The sequence below is a fragment of the Saccharopolyspora sp. genome, from assembly GCF_017434145.1.
In the GTDB taxonomy this organism is placed as follows: domain Bacteria; phylum Actinomycetota; class Actinomycetes; order Mycobacteriales; family Pseudonocardiaceae; genus Saccharopolyspora_C; species Saccharopolyspora_C galaxeae.
This window is the reverse complement of record NZ_JAFRFW010000323.1, coordinates 1-15505: the sequence shown is the minus strand read 5'-3', so window position 1 is coordinate 15505 and position 15505 is coordinate 1. Positions and strand designations below refer to the sequence as shown.

Below are 15505 nucleotides of genomic sequence, written 5' to 3'. Positions count from 1 at the left end.
TGCGCGGCGGCCACCCCGGCCGCGGCCGTCACCCACTGGCCGCGGCGCTTGCGGTCCACCACGGCGCCCAGGGCGCCGATCGCCAGCCAACCGGCCGCGTGCTCGCCGAACAGCGACATCGCCTTGGCCGCCTTGACCACCGGCGGCTTGGCCAGCGTGCCCTGCACCTTGCGCAGGGCGAGGGTCTCGTTGGTGACCTCCGGCATCGGTTCGTCCGTGCCGGGAATGAACTCCTGCTCCGCGGCGCCGGTCGCGCCTGGTTTCGTCGTCGGTTCAGCAGTCACTTCGTCTCCGGGGTCGGGGCAGGATGGTCTGCAGCGGGGGCGTGCTCACGTCTCGTCGAAGACCTGCTTCCAGGACTCCGGGCTGGTCAGCTCGGGCAGCGCCGCGCGGTAGCGCTCGCGCAGCCGCGGCCATTCCTGGGCCAGCCTGCGGTAGTTCGCCAACGCGCGGAACCCGAGCCTGCGGAACTCCTCCGGGTCGCGGCGCCGGAACGCCACCCCGCTGCCGTCGGCGTTGGACACCGTCGCGCTGTCCAGCGCCCCGAGCAGGAACCAGCGGGCGCTGTCCGCGGGGATGTTCAGCTGCGGGCGCTCGCCCGCTTCGCGCTCCGGATCCTTCAGGTTGTGCAGCAGCGCCTTGGAGGCGCGCGCGGCGATCACGGCCGGGTTCACCGGCGGCTTCAGCAGGCCCTCGGCCATGATCGGGTCCGCGGACGGCGGCGGGAACTCCCGCGCCGACGGCAGCGTCTTCGCGTCGTCGTAGTGCTTGCGCAGCTCGACCACCTCGGGCCGGGCGGTGCGCAGCGAGCGGAACAACTCGTCCGGCCCGGACAGGAAGTCCTCGATCGCCTTCTGCTGCACCGCGACCGTGGAGTACTCCATGGACAGCAGGTGCCGCAGGGTCAGCTTCAGGCCCTGCTTGACCAGGACCTGGCGCACCTCTTCCGGGCTGTGCAGCGCGGCCATGATCAGCCGGTTGCGGGTGTGGAAGTAGGCCGTCCAGTCGGTGGCGTCGTTCTTGTCCGTCCACGGCATGTGCCACACCGCCGCGCCCGGCAGCGTCACCGTCGGGTAGCCGCGCGCGGCCGCGCGGATCGAGTACTCCGCGTCGTCCATCTTGATGAACAGCGGCAGCGGCAGCCCGGTGTTCTCCACGACCTCGCGCGGGAACAGGCACATCCACCAGCCGTTGTAGTTCGCGTCGATCCGCTTGTGCAGCTTCTTGCTCTTGCGCAGCGGGGTCTTCGCGAAGTCGTAGTCGGTGACCGCGCCCGGCGCGGCCCGCCAGATGCCCGCGCCGACGTCGACGACCTCGCCCATGGTGTGCAGCCGGGACCGGGCCTGCAGGTTGAGCATGTGCCCGCCGACGATCACCGGCTGGGTCGCGGCGCGGGCGAAGGCGTTCGCGCGCAGCACGCCGTCCGGTTCCAGCGCGATGTCGTCGTCGAGCAGCAGCACCTGCTCCGCGTCGGAGTTGTGCACGCCCTCGTACATCACGCGGGTGAAGCCGCCGGAGCCGCCGAGGTTGGCCTGCTCGATCACCTGCAGCTTCTCGCCGAGCCGCTCGGCGGCCAGCTCGAAGCCCTCGGTGTCGCGGATCTTCTGCCCGCCCTGGTCGGCGACGACGACCTTCTCCACCACGTCCAGCACCTGCGGGTCCTCCCCCAGGGTCTGCAACGCGACGACGCAGTCCTGCGGGCGGATCGTGGTGGTGCCGACGACGACCTTCTGCTTGGGCAGCTCGACGTCGGTGGTCCAGGCCGCCTCGTCGATCTCCAGCGCGGTGTCGTTGGTGAACACGTCGAACCAGATCCAGCCGCCGTCCTCGAACGGCTGCATCGCGACCCGGAACTCCAGGTAGGTCCAGGCCTTCCCGCTGGACACCGGCGCACCTTCCAGGTGCACGCTGTCGCCGTTCGGCTTCGAGCGGTAGACGTCGAGCCGGCCCGCGCCCTTGACCTTCAGCCGCAGGACCACCTCGTCGACCTTCGTCCAGCGCTTCCAGTAGCTGGCCGGGAAGGCGTTGAAGTAGGACGCCAGCGAGATCTTGTTGTGCGCGGGCACCTTGATCGACCGGCGGGACGACACGGTGGTCGTGCCGACCTGCGGCTCGTCGATGTAGAGCGCGCGCACGTCCAGCGGGTCCTCGCCGCGCGGGAACACCACGCGCTGCAGCACCTGCTCCGGCGCCACCTTGCGGCGGTCGCCGGAGCGGACCGAGGTCACGTCGCTGAGCTTGCTCTCGCCCTCGGCGGCTTGGCCGGTCCCGGCGGGCTGCGCGGCAGCCCCGGACGCGGCGGGGGTCCGGTCGGTCACGTCAGTCCTCCAGCGAGCCGTCCAGGAGGCGGCCCTCGGTGAAATATGGGACGAGCTTGTTGTCGAACATGCTCAACGCCGAGCCGATCGCCATGTGCATGTCCAGGTACTTGTAGGTGCCCAGGCGGCCACCGAAGATCACGCCGCGGTCCTTGGCCTCCGCCTTGGCCCGCTGCCGGTAGGCCTCCAGCTTCGCCCGGTCGTCGGTGGTGTTGATCGGGTAGTACGGCTCGTCGCCGCTCTCGGCGGCCCGGGAGTACTCCCGCACGATGACCGTCTTGTCCTTCGGGTAGTCCCGCTCCGGGTGGAAGTGCCGGAACTCGTGGATCCGGGTGTAGGGCACCTCTTCGTCGGCGTAGTTGAGCACCGGCGTGCCCTGGTAGTCGCCGGTCGGCACGACCTCGGACTCGAAGTCCAGGGTGCGCCAGCCCAGCTCGCCCTCGGCGTAGTCGAAGTAGCGGTCCAGCGGCCCGGTGTAGACGACCGGGGCGTCCGGCAGCTCGCCGCGCACGTCGAAGTAGTCGGTGCTCAGCCGCACCTCGATGTTCGGGTGCTCGGCCATCTTCTCCAGCCAGGCGGTGTAGCCCTCGACCGGCAGACCCTCGTAGGTGTCGTTGAAGTACCGGTTGTTGAAGGTGTAGCGCACCGGCAGCCGGGTGATGTTCGCGGCGGGCAGTTCCTTCGGATCGGTCTGCCACTGCTTGGCCGTGTAGCCGCGGATGAATGCCTCGTAGAGCGGGCGGCCGATCAGCGAGATCGCCTTCTCTTCGAAGTTCTGCGCCTCGGCGGTGTCCACCTCCGCGGCTTGTTCGGCGACCAGCGCTTTCGCCTCGTCCGGCGAGAACGCGCGCCCGAAGAACTGGCACAACAGGCCCAGGTTCATCGGGAACGAGTAAATCTGGTCCTGGTGCCGGGTGAACACCCGGTGCTGGTAATCGGTGAAATCCGTGAACCGGTTGACGTAGTCCCACACCCGTTTGTTCGAGGTGTGGAACAGGTGCGCGCCGTAGCGGTGCACCTCGATCCCGGTTTCCGGTTCCGGTTCCGAATAGGCGTTGCCGCCGATGTGGTCACGTCGGTCCAGCACCAGCACCCGCTTGTCCAGCTGGGTGGCGGCGCGCTCTGCGATCGTCAGTCCGAAAAACCCGGAACCAACAACGATCAGGTCATAGCCTGCGAAGCTCACAGCCGTCGAGGGTAGCGGCCGCCGGCGCGCGCTCCGAAACCGCGTTGACGTTCTTCGCCCGATGCCGTTACCACCCGTGTTTTTCCTGGCCATACGGGTGGCCTGAAGTCCGATCAGGACGGATTGGGTACCACGAACAGTGATATTTCGCCACACTCCGGAGTCGTCTGCGGCAGTGCGCGCGGATCAATATCGCTCCGGTCGGCGACCCGCTCGGCGAGTCGGATTCGGTAGCATCGTCGCCGCCCGCGAGCAGCCCTTGACCGGGAAGGTGATCGAAAGCGTGACTCGGGTACGCGACGGCAGGTACCTGCTGGTCACGGCGATAGTCCTGGAAGTGCTCGCGATCTGGTTCGTGCACTGGATCGACACCCGCGGATACATGGACACCGAGATTTACCGGCTCGGTGCCCGAGCGTGGCTGAACGGTTACGAGATCTACAGCGGCGATCTCACTCCGGAAAGTCCGGACAGCAGCACGCTGCCGTTCATCTACCCGCCTTTCGCGGCGATCGTGTTCAGCCCCCTGATGGCGCTGTCCGAGGACGGCGCGGTGGTCGCGGTCGCGATCCTGTCGCACTTGTCGATCCTCGTCACCGCGTATTCGCTGGCGCGCTCCTCGCCGTATTCGGCCCCGGGCGCGGGATTGGTCGCGGTGGGCACCGCGGTGCTGCTGCCGTTCATCACGTTGATCGAACCGGCCCGGGACACGATCAACTACGGGCAGATCAACCTGGTGCTGATGGCGCTGGTCGCCGCGGACTGCCTGCTGCCGCGCACCCGCTGGCCGCGCGGGCTGCTGGTCGGGATCGCGGCGGCCGTCAAGCTCACCCCGCTCGGGTTCCTGCTGCTGTTCCTGCTGCGCAAGGACTTCCGGGCGTTGTCCATCTCGGCGTGCACGTTCGCCGCGACGGTGCTGGTGGGGTTGCTGGCCGCGCCGAACGACTCGGCGGACTGGTGGCTCAGCGAGATGTGGTCCACCGGCGAGGACATGGGCGCGGTCTACGCGGGCAACCTGACGCTGCGCAGCCTGCTGGCCAAGCAGGACATCACCGGTGGTGCGCTGGACGGGCTGTGGATCGGCGGCTCGGTGCTGCTGCTGGTGCTGGCCGTGCTCGGGATGCGCTACGCGCTGAACACGCGCAACACCCCGCTGGCACTGATGATCAACGCGATCCTGGTGCTGCTGATCTCGCCGATCTCCTGGTCGCACCACTGGGTCTGGGCGGCGCCGACGCTGGCCCTGCTGTTCGCGATGGCGCTGCGGCACCGCTGGTACGGAGTGCAGCTGTCGGTGCTGTTCGCGACGCTGGTGGTGCTGATCGGGCCGCAGTGGTACTTGCCCTACACCGACGACAAGGAACTGAACTGGACGTTCTCGCAGCAGGTGGTCGGCAACGCCTACACGCTGTTCGGCATCGGTTTCCTGATCGCCGCAACGGTCGCGTTCTTCCTGCACCGCGATCGCGCGGCCACCCCGGCTCGGCCCGAGCCCGCCGCCGTGGCGGGCCCGGGAAGTTGATCCGCGGTCAGTTCGTCCACCAGCGCTCCAGAACCTGCGCGACGCCGTCCTGGCTGTTGCAGGTGGTGATTTCGTCCGCCACCTCCAGCACACCGGGATGGGCGTTGCGCATGGCGACGCCGTGACCGACCCAGTCCAGCATCGGAATGTCGTTGGGCATGTCGCCGAAGCCGATCACCGCATCCTGCTCGACGTCGAGCTCGCCCGCCACGAACGCCAGCCCGCTGGCCTTGTCCACCCCCGGCGAGGACAGCTCGACCGGACCGCCTCCGATCGAGCAGGTCAGGCATAGCCGGGAACCGAGCACGTCGTGCACCGCGGGAGCCATGTCCGCGCCCCGGTGCTGCTCGTGCAGCACCATCAGCTTCGCCGCGGGCCGGTCGAACAGCTCGTCCGCGCCGGTCACCCGGATGTCCCGGTTCGGCCACACGCGGTGGAACCCCGCCTCCGCGAGGAATTGATCGTCCACCCGGTCCCGGGCGCGCTCGGTGGAGCGCTCCACCGCGAACGTGCAGCCGGGCAACGCGTCCCGCAGCTCCCGTGCCGCGTCGCGCAGCCGTTCGGGCGGGATGTCGGTGCTGTGCAGCACGCGGTCGGCCTCGGCGTCGTAGATGACCGCGCCGTTGGAGCAGACGGCCACGCCCGCGACGCCGAGCCCGTCCACGATCTGCGGCACCCAGCGCGGCGGCCTTCCGGTCACGAGTACGAAAGGGGTGTCCGCCGCGACCGCGCGCACGGTGCGCGCGGTCCGCTCGCTCACTCGCACCGACGGGTCCAGCAGGGTGCCGTCCAGATCGGATGCGACAAGATCCGGTTTGTTCACGCGATCATGCTGGCGAGCCGCAGGTCAGCATTGGTCCGGATTAATCTGTCTTCACCTGAGCGTGTGGATCTTTCCTGAATTGGGCGAAACCGGATCGAGTTGTGTGCCGGAGCGCGCGGCACGGACCGCATCGGGTCGAACACATCTGGGTAGTACCGATACGGTCATCGATGTGCGCGTTGGGATTGTGATACTGCCCGAACACCGGTGGTGGGCCGCGGAACCGCTGTGGCGGATGGCCGAGGAATACGGCTTCGCCCACGCCTGGACCTACGACCACCTCGGCTGGCGATCGCTGGTCGACAAACCCTGGTTCGACGCGGTGCCCACGCTCACCGCAGCGGCCACGGTCACCTCCAACATCCGGTTGGGCACGCTGGTCGCCTCGCCCAACTTCCGGCATCCGGTGCACTTCGCCCGGGAGGTGCTCGCGCTCGACGACGTCTCCGACGGGCGGATCACGCTGGGCATCGGTGCGGGCGGTCCCGGTTTCGACACGACGGTGCTCGGCGGGGCGCAACCGGACGCGGGCACCCGCGTGGACCGGTTCGCGGAGTTCGTGGAGCTGCTGGACAAGATCCTCACGCAGGACTGCACCACCTGGTACGGCGAGCACTACACGGCGGTGGAAGCGCGCCGGGCGCCCGGCTGCGTGCAGTTGCCGCGGCTGCCGTTCGTGATCGCTGCGAACGGGACGCGCAGCATGCGGCTGGCAGCGCGCTTCGGCCGGGGCTGGGTCACCACCGGCCCGGCCGTGGAGGACGACCTCGAAGCCTGGTGGCGCGGGGTGGCCGAGCTGACCAAGCGGTTCGCGGACACGATGGCCGACGAGGGCCGCGATCCGCAGCGGGTGCAGCGGTACCTTTCCGCGGATGCGGCGCCCGCCTACTCGATGCGCAGCCTCGAGTACTTCCGCGAGGTGGTGGGACGGGCCGAGGAGCTCGGCTTCACCGACGTGATCACGCACTGGCCGCGCACGGACGAGCCGTACGCGGGAACTGAGTCGACCGTGGAGGACATCGCGGCAGAAGTGCTGCCGGAACTGTGAGTTTCCGGCGGTACCGCCGCATTCGTCCGGATTCTTCGGAACAAGGCCGCCCGGCGCGCGAATCGGTCCTGATCCCGATTCGCCGTACGGGCGGGTCCACGCGGTCTCCGGGACGAATCGCGGATCACCGCGGCTTCCGACCGGTCAAGCAGCGGAACCGGCATCGCCCAGCAGGGTGGCGCCGACGGCCAGGAATTCCGCGGCCGCATCGGGCGCGACCAGCCGGTGCAGCACGTTCGAGCTGAAGCTGACGCTGTCGCCGGGCGACAACGTCACCGCGTCCTGCTCGAACTCGATGCGCAGCTGCCCGCTGAGCACGTACAACCAGTCGTGCCCCTCGTGCTGCACCGGCCGCACCCCGGAACTCGTCGGCGACAACCGGTAGCGGGCCGCGTACATCCCGGGGATCACCGAGCGCGGCGTGAGGACCTGCACCGCGATGTCGCCGTACTCGACGGTCGGCACCTCCTCGGCGCGCAGCACGACCGCGGCCGGGCCGGGTGCCTCGTCGGTGAACAGCTCCGCCAGCGCGACCTCCAGCGCGTCCGCCAGCCTGGTCAGCTCCGCCAGCGACGGGGCGACATCGCCCTGCTCCACTCCCGCGAGGTGTTCCTCGCTGAGCTCGGCCCGGCCTGCGAGATCCCGCTGCGGCAGCTCGCGGGTGGTGCGCAGGCGGCGTATCCGGTCGCCGAGCCCGGTCAGCACACGGCTGTGCGCCGCACCTCGCGATCCGTGCACCTCGTCCGAGTGATCCGACACGCTCACCACCATAAGCGCGCGGCAGGTGCCACGCGCTGCGCTCGTCGCGGTGTGCCCGCTCGCCCGCACGGGTAGACCGGCGCCCGAGGAGGTGCCAAAGATGTCCGAGCAAGCCACGGCTCGCGCGATCATCCGCGAAGCGGGCACGAGCTACGCCGCGCAAGCAGGTTTCACGCTCACCGACAAGCCCTCGCAGCTGTACCGGCTGCTGGTGCTGTCGGTGCTGCTGTCCACCCGCATCAAGGCCGAGATCGCGGTCTCCGCCGCCCGTGAACTCGGCGCGTTCCCCACCGCCCGCCGGATGCGCGAGGCCACCTGGCAGCAGCGCGTCGACGCCCTCGGCCGCGGCCACTACGTCCGCTACGACGAGAGCACCGCCACCGCGCTCGGCAACGGTGCCGACCTGCTGCTCGACAAGTACGGCGGCGACCTGCGCAAGCTCCGCAAGAAAGCGGGCGGCGACGTGCGCCGGATCAAGGAGCTGCTGCGCGAGGTGCCCAACCTCGGCCCGGTCGGCATCGACATCTTCTGCCGCGAAGCACAGGCGGTGTGGCCGGAACTGCGGCCGTACTTCGACAAGAAGGCCCTCTCCGGCGCGGAGAAGGCGGGGCTGCCGAAGGACGCGGGCCGCCTCGCCGAGCTGGTGGACGCCGCGGACTACGCCCGCTTCTCCGCCGCGCTCGTCCGGCTCACGCTGGAAAAGGGACTGCTGGAGGAGATCAAGGCCCCGGCCTGAGCCGGCCGCCGCGCTCGGTCACCCGAGCACGTTCACGCCACCGGCTCCAGCACTTCGCGCCCACCGAGGAACGGCCGCAGCGCCTCGGGGACCAGCACCGAACCGTCCGCCTGCTGGTGGTTCTCCAAGATCGCCACGATCCACCGCGTGGTGGCCAGCGTGCCGTTCAACGTCGAAGCGAACTGGTTCGGCCCCTCCGCCTCGCGGTAGCGGGTGTTGAGCCGCCGCGCCTGGAAGGTGGTGCAGTTCGAGGTGGAGGTCAGCTCGCGGTAGGCGCCCTGCGAGGGCACCCAGGCCTCGCAGTCGAACTTCCGCGCCGCGCTCGCACCGAGATCACCGGCGGCGATGTCCACCACGCGGTACGGCAGCTCGAGCTTGGTGAGCATCTCCTCCTCCCAGGCCAGCAGCCGCTCGTGCTCGGCCCGGGATTCCTGCTCGCGGCAGTAGACGAACATCTCCAGCTTGTTGAACTGGTGCACGCGGATGATGCCGCGGGTGTCCTTGCCGTACGAACCGACTTCCCTGCGGAAGCAGGTCGACCAGCCCGCGTAGCGCAGCGGGCCGCCGGACAGCTCCAGGATCTCGCCGGCGTGGTAGCCGGCCAGCGGGACCTCCGAGGTGCCGACGAGGTAGGCGTCGTCCTCCTCCAGCCGGTACACCTCGGTCGAGTGCTCGCCGAGGAAACCGGTGCCGTCCATGATCTCCGGACGCACCAGCACCGGCGGCACGACCAGCGTGAACCCGGCCGCGGTGGCCTGCGCGGCGGCCATGTTCAGCAGCGCCAGTTCCAGTTGCGCGCCGACGCCGGTGAGGAAGTAGAACCGGGCGCCGGAGACCTTCGCGCCGCGTTCCATGTCGAACGCGCGCAGCCCCTCGCCCAGCTCCAGGTGGTCCTTGACGTCGAAGTCGAATTCGCGCGGGGTGCCGACGTGCTTGAGCACCGCGAAGTCGTCCTCACCGCCGTGCGGGGTCTGCGGCTCGACGACGTTGGAGACCTTCTTCTGCGCGGCCAGCAGCTCGTCGTCGGCCGCGCCCTGTTCCGCTTCGGCTTCCTTGACCTGCGCGGCCAGGTCCTTGGCCCGGGACAGCAGCTGCTCGCGCTCGTCGCCCTGGGCCTTGCCGACCTGCTTGCCGAGCTGCTTCTGCTCGGCCCGCAACGTGTCCGCGCGGGAGACCGCCGACCTGCGCCGCTCGTCGGCGGAGAGCAGGGCGTCCACCAGTGCCGCGTCCTCACCGCGGGCGCGCTGCGAAGCGCGCACGGCCTCCGGGTTCTCGCGAAGCGTCTTCAGGTCGATCACAGCAGGTCAGCCTAGCGGGCCGCACCGGCCAGGGACCGCACGGGTGGCGGCCGGGCGCCGCGCAGCCGCGGGCGCGGTCACGTCGGCTCCGGACTCGCCCTGGACTCGGTCTCGAGCGCCGCCAAGATCCAGTGGTGCACCCGGACGTCGCGGTACACGACCTCTTCCCGAGCCGGGCGGGACACGCCACGGCGAACGCTGCCGGAAGTCGATCCGGGGGCGTGGTCCCCGGTGAAGTCGACCCGCGAGGCGGGAACCGCCCGGAAGGTCAGCTCCGCGGCCGCCACGGTGGCGGTCCACGACACTTCCGCGTCGTGCTCGGTCACTCGTCGCTGCGACGACGGCGCGGTCGCGGATCCCGGCGAGGGTCCTCGCCGGACCGACCCCCTTTGGGGATCCTCGCGCGCCCCGAACGGCCGCGAGGCTCGCGGGCATCGCCCTCGTCGGTGCGGCGCCGCGACCAGCCTGCTGCTTCGGTGCCGTCGGATTTGCGTTCGGTGCTGCCTTCGGATCTGCGTTCCGCGCTGCGTTCGGAGCCGCGACCGGCGGCGCTGCCGGCGGCTCTCCCAACGCCCCGGCCGGCTTCCCCGGCGATGCGGCGAACGCCTCCCGCAGCCCGGCCGACCCGCTCGCCCAGCTCCTCGGCCGTCCGTCCGGCACTCGCACCGACGCCTTCCGCTGCGCGGCCCGCGCCCGAGCCTGCCTCTTCCGCCGCGCGACCGGCTCCGGCCCCGACGTCATCGACCGCTCGTCCCGCCCCCGTGCCGACCTCTTCGGCTGCGCGGCCCGCCCCCATGCCGACCTCTTCCACAGCCTGACCCGCTCCCGTGCCGACCTCTTCCACAGCCTGACCCGCTCCCGTGCCGACCTCTTCCACAGCCTCACCGGCACCGGATCCGACATCGCGCAAGGCGGCTCCGGTTCCCCGCGTGATCTGCTCCAGGATCTCCGGATTCCGGTCGATCGTCTGCAACACGCGCTCGATGATCGCGGCGACGTTGCCGAGCCGGACCTTCAGCAGCGCCTCCGCCTCCACGCCCTTGATGTCCAGGCCGACCCGCCCCAGCGTCACATCCGCCCCGACGTTCAGCCGCAGCAGATCGAGGACCTCCGCCGACAGCGAGACCTTCGCGTGCAGGTCCTCGACTTCCAAGTTGATCTCATCGACCTTCAGCACCGGCACGTCGAGCAGCACATCCGGCTCCTGATCACCGGCGCGCTGCTCGTCCGCCGCGCCGGACTCGGGCCGGATTTCGTCCTGCCGCTGCTCGTCCGGGCCGGTGCCGTCGTCTTGCGGCGCTTGGCTGTAGGGCATCGGTCCCACCCCGCTGGCTCGTCGGGGCGTGCCCTCCCCCTTGGCGGAACGCCCCACCAGCCCACGAAAACACAGTTCAGCGCGGCATGTCGCGCCGGACAGGGGACACCGCGGAGATCAGGAACCCGGGATGCGGTGCGGAACGAACGCGGCCCCGTCGTCCGTGATCAGCCCCGCGGTCTCCCGGATGCCCAGGCCCGCCGCGGAGTCGCCGACCACCCAAGCGCCCAGCGCCGGGCGCATCCCGTCGAACTCCGGCAGCGGATCGAACGCCTGGTAGACGAAGCCTTCCTCGCCGTAGACCCCGCCGGTGTCCAGCTCCCAGCCCGGCGCGACCACGCTGATGTTGTTGCCCTCGCGGCCGAGCCGCGGTTTGCGCACGTACTCGGTCAGCAGGCCCGGCTGGTCCAGGAAGGTCGGCAGCAGGTTCGGATGGCCCGGGTACATCTCCCACAGCACCGCGAGCAGCGCCTTGTTCGACAGCAGCATCTTCCACAGCGGCTCGATCCACTGCGTCGCGGGCAGGCTGTGCACCGCGTGCTTGCCGAACTCGTCGTCGACCATCCACTCCCAGGGGTAGATCTTGACGGCGGAGCTCATCGGGGATTCTTCGAGGTCGACGAAGCGCTCCAGCAGGCTGTCCCAGCCGATGTCCTCGATGACCAGGCCGACGGTGTCGATCCCGGCCTCCGCGGCGGTCTCCTGCAGGTACGCGGAGGTGATGTTGTCCTCGCCGCTGGTGTCCGCGCCGGACCAGGTGAAGTGCACCTCGTTGGAGGAGAGCTGGTCCTTGATCTCGCCCCAGCGCTCGACCAGCTTCTCGTGCACGGAGTTCCACTGGTCGTCGCCCTCGTGGCACTCGGTCAGCCAGTGCCACTGCACCACCGCCGCCTCCAGCAGCGAGGTCGGGGTGTCGGCGTTGTACTCCAGCAGCTTCGCCGGGCCGGAGCCGTCGTAGCGCAGGTCGAACCGGCCGTAGAGGTGCGGGTCGCCGCGCTTCCAGGAATCGGCGATGTGCGGCCAAGCCCATTCCGGGATGCCGAAGTCCTTGAACCGCTCGGTGGTGATCACGTGGTCCACCGCGTCCAGGCACATGGACTGCAGCAGTTCGACGTCGGCCTCCAGGGACAGCACCTCGTCCAGGCCGAACTCGTAGTGCACGGCCTCGTCCCAGTACGGCCGCCGCGATCCGTCGGCGGCGCGGGCCGGCGAGCCGAACACCAGGCCCAGTTCCTCGATCTTGCGCTGCCAGTCCGGCCGTCGTCCGGTTGTCCTGCGACGCACTCGTCAGCTCCCGCTCGTGCCCTTGCTGTTGATGCCGAAACCGCCGCGGGACACGGTCGTTCCCTTGCCGTCCTTGACCGTGGCGCCGGACGGCTTGTTGAAGTTCGGCGAGTTCACCGTGCCGCCCACCGGCGGGGCCGAGGTGCCGGGCTGGGTGTAGCCGTAGCGGTAGGAGTGGCCCTGCCCGGGAATCGGCGTGCTGGTGCCGGGGAAGAAGATCGGCATGAACATCATGCCGCCGCCGGTCGGGTAACCGCCCTGGCTGCGCACGTAGTCCTCGTTGCACAGCTCCGGACGCTCCACCGTGGTCTGGCCGGGCTGCTGGTCGGCGGCGGCGCAGTACTGCTCGACCGCGTTCTTCTGCTCGCTGTAGGCCGCACCGGAGTAGAACGCCGACACCAGCGCCACCACGCCAACGGTGACCCCGCCGCCGACCATCACGCGGCGGCGCTTCTGCGTCTTGCGCTCCGCTTCGTCGAGCTCGCGCTGCTCCTGCTCCTCGCGGCGCTTCTCGGCGGCGACCCGGGCGCGCTGCTCGCTCAGCGTCGGCTCGCGCGGCGTGGCCGTCTCCGCGTCCTGCTGGCGCACCCGGCCACGCGGCGCGTGCACCTGCTCGGTCGGCTCGTCACCGTTGGTCCCGCCGGTCCGATCAGCGCCGGAGGGCTGCTGTCCGTCGGGGGATTCGTCCTCGCGCCGTGGTCTGTCCTGCTCAACCAATGGTCTGCCATCTTCCCGTCATCGCCCGCTCCCTGCGGCAACCCTACCCATCGCCGCCCCGGGCAGGGGATGCAATGCCGCAACGCAACCGGACACGAATCGGTTTCGACACGTTGTCTCGGTACCCGCGCGTGCCCATCGGCCGCCAGGCATGATGTAGCTCGATGGCCGCCGACAAGAAATCCGGGAACCGCCGGAAGAAGCCGCACACCTGGCTGCTGATGGTGATGGCCGCGCTGGGCGGCGGACTGGTGCTGCTGATCAGCGCACTGCTGAACACGCCCACCGGCGGTGGCGGCTCCGGCATCGGCGGCCCGGGCAGGCAAGGCTCCTCGCCCGCCACGCCGCCGGTGTTCCAGGCGAAGGCCGGCAGCTGCCTGCACTGGACCGAACCCGACGCGGCCGACATCCGCCAGGTCAAGTGCGGCGAGCGGCACCTGTTCGAGGTCACCGGTCAAGCCAACCTGAACGCGGAGTTCGGCCCGAACACGCCTTACCCGAGCGGCGAGCAGTGGCAGCAGCTCAAGCAGCAACGCTGCACGGAGGTCTCGAACCGGTACCTCGGCGGCAGGCTGGACCCGAACGGCCGGTTCGCCGTCGGCGCGTTCACGCCCAGCCAGCAGGGCTGGGATTCCGGGGACCGGACCCTGCACTGCGGGCTCCAGCAGCCCGGCCCGTCCGGCAAGCTGTACGCGATCAAGGGGCAGGTGGCCAAGCAGGACCAGTCGAACACCTACGAGGTGGGTCGCTGCCTGGGCGTCAACGGGACCGCGGTGTGGGATCCGGTGGATTGCGCGCAGCCGCATTCGGTGGAGATCACCGGACTGGTCGACCTCGGCCGGCAGTTCCCCGGCGGTTTCCCGGGCGAGGACCAGCAGGACGGCTTCCTCGCGACCCGCTGCACCGAACTCACCGCGCAGTACGCGGGCAGCCCGACCGCGGTGGCGGACAAGAAGCTGGTCAGCTACTGGGACACGCTGCCGCAGGAGAGCTGGGACGCCGGTTCCCGGCAGGTCAACTGCAAGGCCAGCGCGCAGCTGCCGGACGGCAGCGGGCTCGCCCCGGTCACCGGCAGCGTCAAGGGTGACGTGCAGGTCGGTACCGAACCCGCGCCGCAGGACAGCGCGCCGATCGAACCCGGCGTGCCCGCCACCGGGGAGCGCTGAACCGGTGCCGGTGGAGATGACCCGGAAGCGGTTCGAGGAGCTCGTCGCCGATGCCCTCGACCTGGTGCCGGAGCAGTTCGCGACGGCGATGAACAACGTGGTCGTGCTGGTCGAGGACCGCGACCCGGAGGATCCCTCGCTGCTCGGGCTGTACTTCGGGATCGCGCTGACCGAACGGGACGACAGCGCCTACGCGGGCGTGCTGCCGGACCGGATCATGATCTACCGCGAGCCGCTGCTGGAGATGTGCGACAGCGAGCAGGACGTCGTCGACGAGGTCGCGATCACCGTCGTGCACGAGATCGCGCACCACTTCGGCATCGACGACGAGACGCTGCACTCGCTGGGCTGGGCCTGATCGCGGGCCTGATCGGAACAGCGGGCCTGCTCGCGGAACCGCTGGCTCTGTCAAGAAGCGGCGTCAGCCGGCGCCGCCATCCGACCAGCTACCCGAACCGATCCCTGAACAACTCTTCGATCAGGCCGGGAGATCGTCCCACTGGGTGCAGCGCCAGCCGGTCGGCGAGGAGGAATCGGCTTCGAGCGCGATGAGCCCGGTGTTCGGCAGGTAAGCCGCGTTGGCGCGTTCGCCGTCGACCTCCGGTGCCAGGCGCCCGGCGACGAGGCGGATCATCGCGCCGTGGCTGACCAGCACCACTGAGCCGGTCAGCACGTCCTCCAGCAGTGGCTGCGCCGAGCCGAAGAACCTGGCGAGCGCCTGCTCGCCGGTTTCCCCGCCGGGCATCGGCACGTCCGGGGAACCCAGGTGCCAGCCCGCGTAGACCTCGTCGAACCGCTGCCGGGACGCGGCGTCGGCGTTGCCTTCCAGCTCACCCACGTGGATCTCGTGGGTGCCGTCGGCGACCTCCACGTCCAGCCCGTGCCGGTCGGCCAGCGGGCGGGCGGTCTGCTGCGCGCGCAACGCGCGGCTCGCGTGGATGGACAGGACCTTCTCGTCGGCCAGCCGCCCGGCCGGCGCCTCCGCCTGCTGCGAGCCCTCGTCGGTGAGCCCGGGACCGGGCGGCAGCGTGTCCAGCGCGCCCCGCACGTTCGACGGGGTCTGGCCGTGCCGCACCAGCAGCAGCCGCAGCCCGTCGGCGCGGGCGCGCAGCGCGAACTCGGTCATGGGGAACCTCCTGCCCGGATGCGTTCCAGCCAGCGGGCCGATGCCTGGAACGCCTGCTCCGAGGCGGACGGCCGCACACTGGCCGGGGAATGGTCGGCCTTCGGGTAGGAGCCGAGGAACCGCACCTCGCTGCATCGCCCGCGCAGGCCGGTGAGCGCGTCCCCGACCCGGGCGTCGGCGACGTGGCCGTCGAAGTCCAGGAAGAAC

General features: G+C 70.2%; 15 protein-coding genes and 2 pseudogenes. 5 read left to right on the top strand and 12 right to left on the bottom strand.

Going from position 1 to position 15505, the window contains the following annotated elements:
* The 3 genes and pseudogenes from IJH84_RS08990 to glf all read right to left on the bottom strand — a co-directional run.
* A pseudogene (locus tag IJH84_RS08990) lies at nucleotides 1-206 on the bottom strand (phosphatase PAP2 family protein); the annotation flags it as partial.
* Nucleotides 207-329: 123 nt separating this feature from the next.
* A complete protein-coding gene (locus IJH84_RS08985; protein WP_295142601.1) occupies nucleotides 330-2318 on the bottom strand; it encodes a glycosyltransferase in 1989 nt (662 codons plus the stop codon).
* A 1-nt stretch (nucleotide 2319) separates the two neighbouring features.
* On the bottom strand, nucleotides 2320-3504 hold the full coding sequence (gene glf / locus IJH84_RS08980; RefSeq protein ID WP_200068139.1) for a UDP-galactopyranose mutase: 1185 nt from the start codon (nucleotides 3502-3504) through the stop codon (nucleotides 2320-2322).
* A 283-nt stretch (nucleotides 3505-3787) separates the two neighbouring features.
* Here glf and IJH84_RS08975 point away from each other — a divergent pair, with 283 nt between their 5' ends.
* Nucleotides 3788-5026, top strand: coding sequence for a glycosyltransferase 87 family protein (locus tag IJH84_RS08975; RefSeq protein WP_295142597.1), 1239 nt, complete (start codon nucleotides 3788-3790; stop codon nucleotides 5024-5026).
* A gap of 7 nt (nucleotides 5027-5033) precedes the next feature.
* On the opposite strand, the gene IJH84_RS08970 is transcribed toward IJH84_RS08975, so the two are convergent.
* Nucleotides 5034-5849: an HAD family hydrolase gene (locus IJH84_RS08970; protein WP_295142594.1), complete on the bottom strand. Its 816-nt coding sequence runs from the start codon at nucleotides 5847-5849 to the stop codon at nucleotides 5034-5036.
* Nucleotides 5850-6021: 172 nt separating this feature from the next.
* On the opposite strand from IJH84_RS08970, the gene IJH84_RS08965 reads away from it, so the two are divergent.
* On the top strand, nucleotides 6022-6897 hold the full coding sequence (locus IJH84_RS08965) for an LLM class flavin-dependent oxidoreductase (protein WP_295142591.1): 876 nt from the start codon (nucleotides 6022-6024) through the stop codon (nucleotides 6895-6897).
* A gap of 144 nt (nucleotides 6898-7041) precedes the next feature.
* Here IJH84_RS08965 and IJH84_RS08960 read toward each other — a convergent pair whose 3' ends face one another.
* On the bottom strand, nucleotides 7042-7656 hold the full coding sequence (locus tag IJH84_RS08960) for a cupin domain-containing protein (protein WP_295142588.1): 615 nt from the start codon (nucleotides 7654-7656) through the stop codon (nucleotides 7042-7044).
* 100 nt (nucleotides 7657-7756) lie between these two features.
* On the opposite strand from IJH84_RS08960, the gene IJH84_RS08955 reads away from it, so the two are divergent.
* The gene (locus tag IJH84_RS08955) at nucleotides 7757-8392 is read left to right on the top strand and encodes an endonuclease (RefSeq protein ID WP_295142585.1); all 636 of its coding nucleotides are present in this window, start codon (nucleotides 7757-7759) and stop codon (nucleotides 8390-8392) included.
* Between the two features lie 32 nt (nucleotides 8393-8424).
* Here IJH84_RS08955 and serS read toward each other — a convergent pair whose 3' ends face one another.
* The 5 genes from serS to IJH84_RS08930 form a co-directional block, all read right to left on the bottom strand.
* On the bottom strand, nucleotides 8425-9690 hold the full coding sequence (gene serS / locus IJH84_RS08950) for a serine--tRNA ligase (RefSeq protein ID WP_295142584.1): 1266 nt from the start codon (nucleotides 9688-9690) through the stop codon (nucleotides 8425-8427).
* 77 nt (nucleotides 9691-9767) lie between these two features.
* Nucleotides 9768-10016, bottom strand: coding sequence for a hypothetical protein (locus IJH84_RS08945; RefSeq protein ID WP_200068132.1), 249 nt, complete (start codon nucleotides 10014-10016; stop codon nucleotides 9768-9770).
* Nucleotides 10013-11005 carry a hypothetical protein gene (locus IJH84_RS08940; protein WP_295142580.1) on the bottom strand — a complete coding sequence of 331 codons (993 nt, stop codon included), beginning with the start codon at nucleotides 11003-11005 and terminating at the stop codon, nucleotides 10013-10015. Before IJH84_RS08940 ends, IJH84_RS08945 begins: the two co-directional genes overlap by 4 nt.
* A 117-nt stretch (nucleotides 11006-11122) precedes the next feature.
* Complete coding sequence (locus IJH84_RS08935; RefSeq protein WP_200068130.1) at nucleotides 11123-12289, bottom strand: glutathionylspermidine synthase family protein; 1167 nt, start codon at nucleotides 12287-12289, stop codon at nucleotides 11123-11125.
* 3 nt (nucleotides 12290-12292) lie between these two features.
* A complete protein-coding gene (locus IJH84_RS08930) occupies nucleotides 12293-13006 on the bottom strand; it encodes a hypothetical protein (protein WP_233626572.1) in 714 nt (237 codons plus the stop codon).
* 164 nt (nucleotides 13007-13170) lie between these two features.
* On the opposite strand from IJH84_RS08930, the gene IJH84_RS08925 reads away from it, so the two are divergent.
* Nucleotides 13171-14172, top strand: coding sequence for a septum formation family protein (locus IJH84_RS08925; protein ID WP_200068129.1), 1002 nt, complete (start codon nucleotides 13171-13173; stop codon nucleotides 14170-14172).
* Nucleotides 14173-14176: 4 nt separating this feature from the next.
* The gene (locus IJH84_RS08920; RefSeq protein WP_200068128.1) at nucleotides 14177-14530 is read left to right on the top strand and encodes a metallopeptidase family protein; all 354 of its coding nucleotides are present in this window, start codon (nucleotides 14177-14179) and stop codon (nucleotides 14528-14530) included.
* Between the two features lie 120 nt (nucleotides 14531-14650).
* Here the strand turns inward: IJH84_RS08920 and IJH84_RS08915 are convergent, their stop codons facing one another.
* Both IJH84_RS08915 and IJH84_RS08910 read right to left on the bottom strand, forming a co-directional pair.
* Complete coding sequence (locus IJH84_RS08915; protein ID WP_295142574.1) at nucleotides 14651-15298, bottom strand: histidine phosphatase family protein; 648 nt, start codon at nucleotides 15296-15298, stop codon at nucleotides 14651-14653.
* Nucleotides 15295-15505: pseudogene (locus IJH84_RS08910) on the bottom strand (prephenate dehydratase); the annotation flags it as partial. The gene IJH84_RS08915 and the pseudogene IJH84_RS08910, both read right to left, overlap by 4 nt.

Excerpts from the sequence above, each read along its gene's own strand:
- IJH84_RS08955 (WP_295142585.1), top strand. The coding sequence starts at position 7,757 with ATGTCCGAGCAAGCCACGGCTCGCGCGATCATCCGCGAAGCGGGCACG.
- IJH84_RS08940 (WP_295142580.1), bottom strand. The coding sequence starts at position 11,005 with ATGCCCTACAGCCAAGCGCCGCAAGACGACGGCACCGGCCCGGACGAG.
- IJH84_RS08925 (WP_200068129.1), top strand. The coding sequence starts at position 13,171 with ATGGCCGCCGACAAGAAATCCGGGAACCGCCGGAAGAAGCCGCACACC.
- IJH84_RS08915 (WP_295142574.1), bottom strand. The coding sequence starts at position 15,298 with ATGACCGAGTTCGCGCTGCGCGCCCGCGCCGACGGGCTGCGGCTGCTG.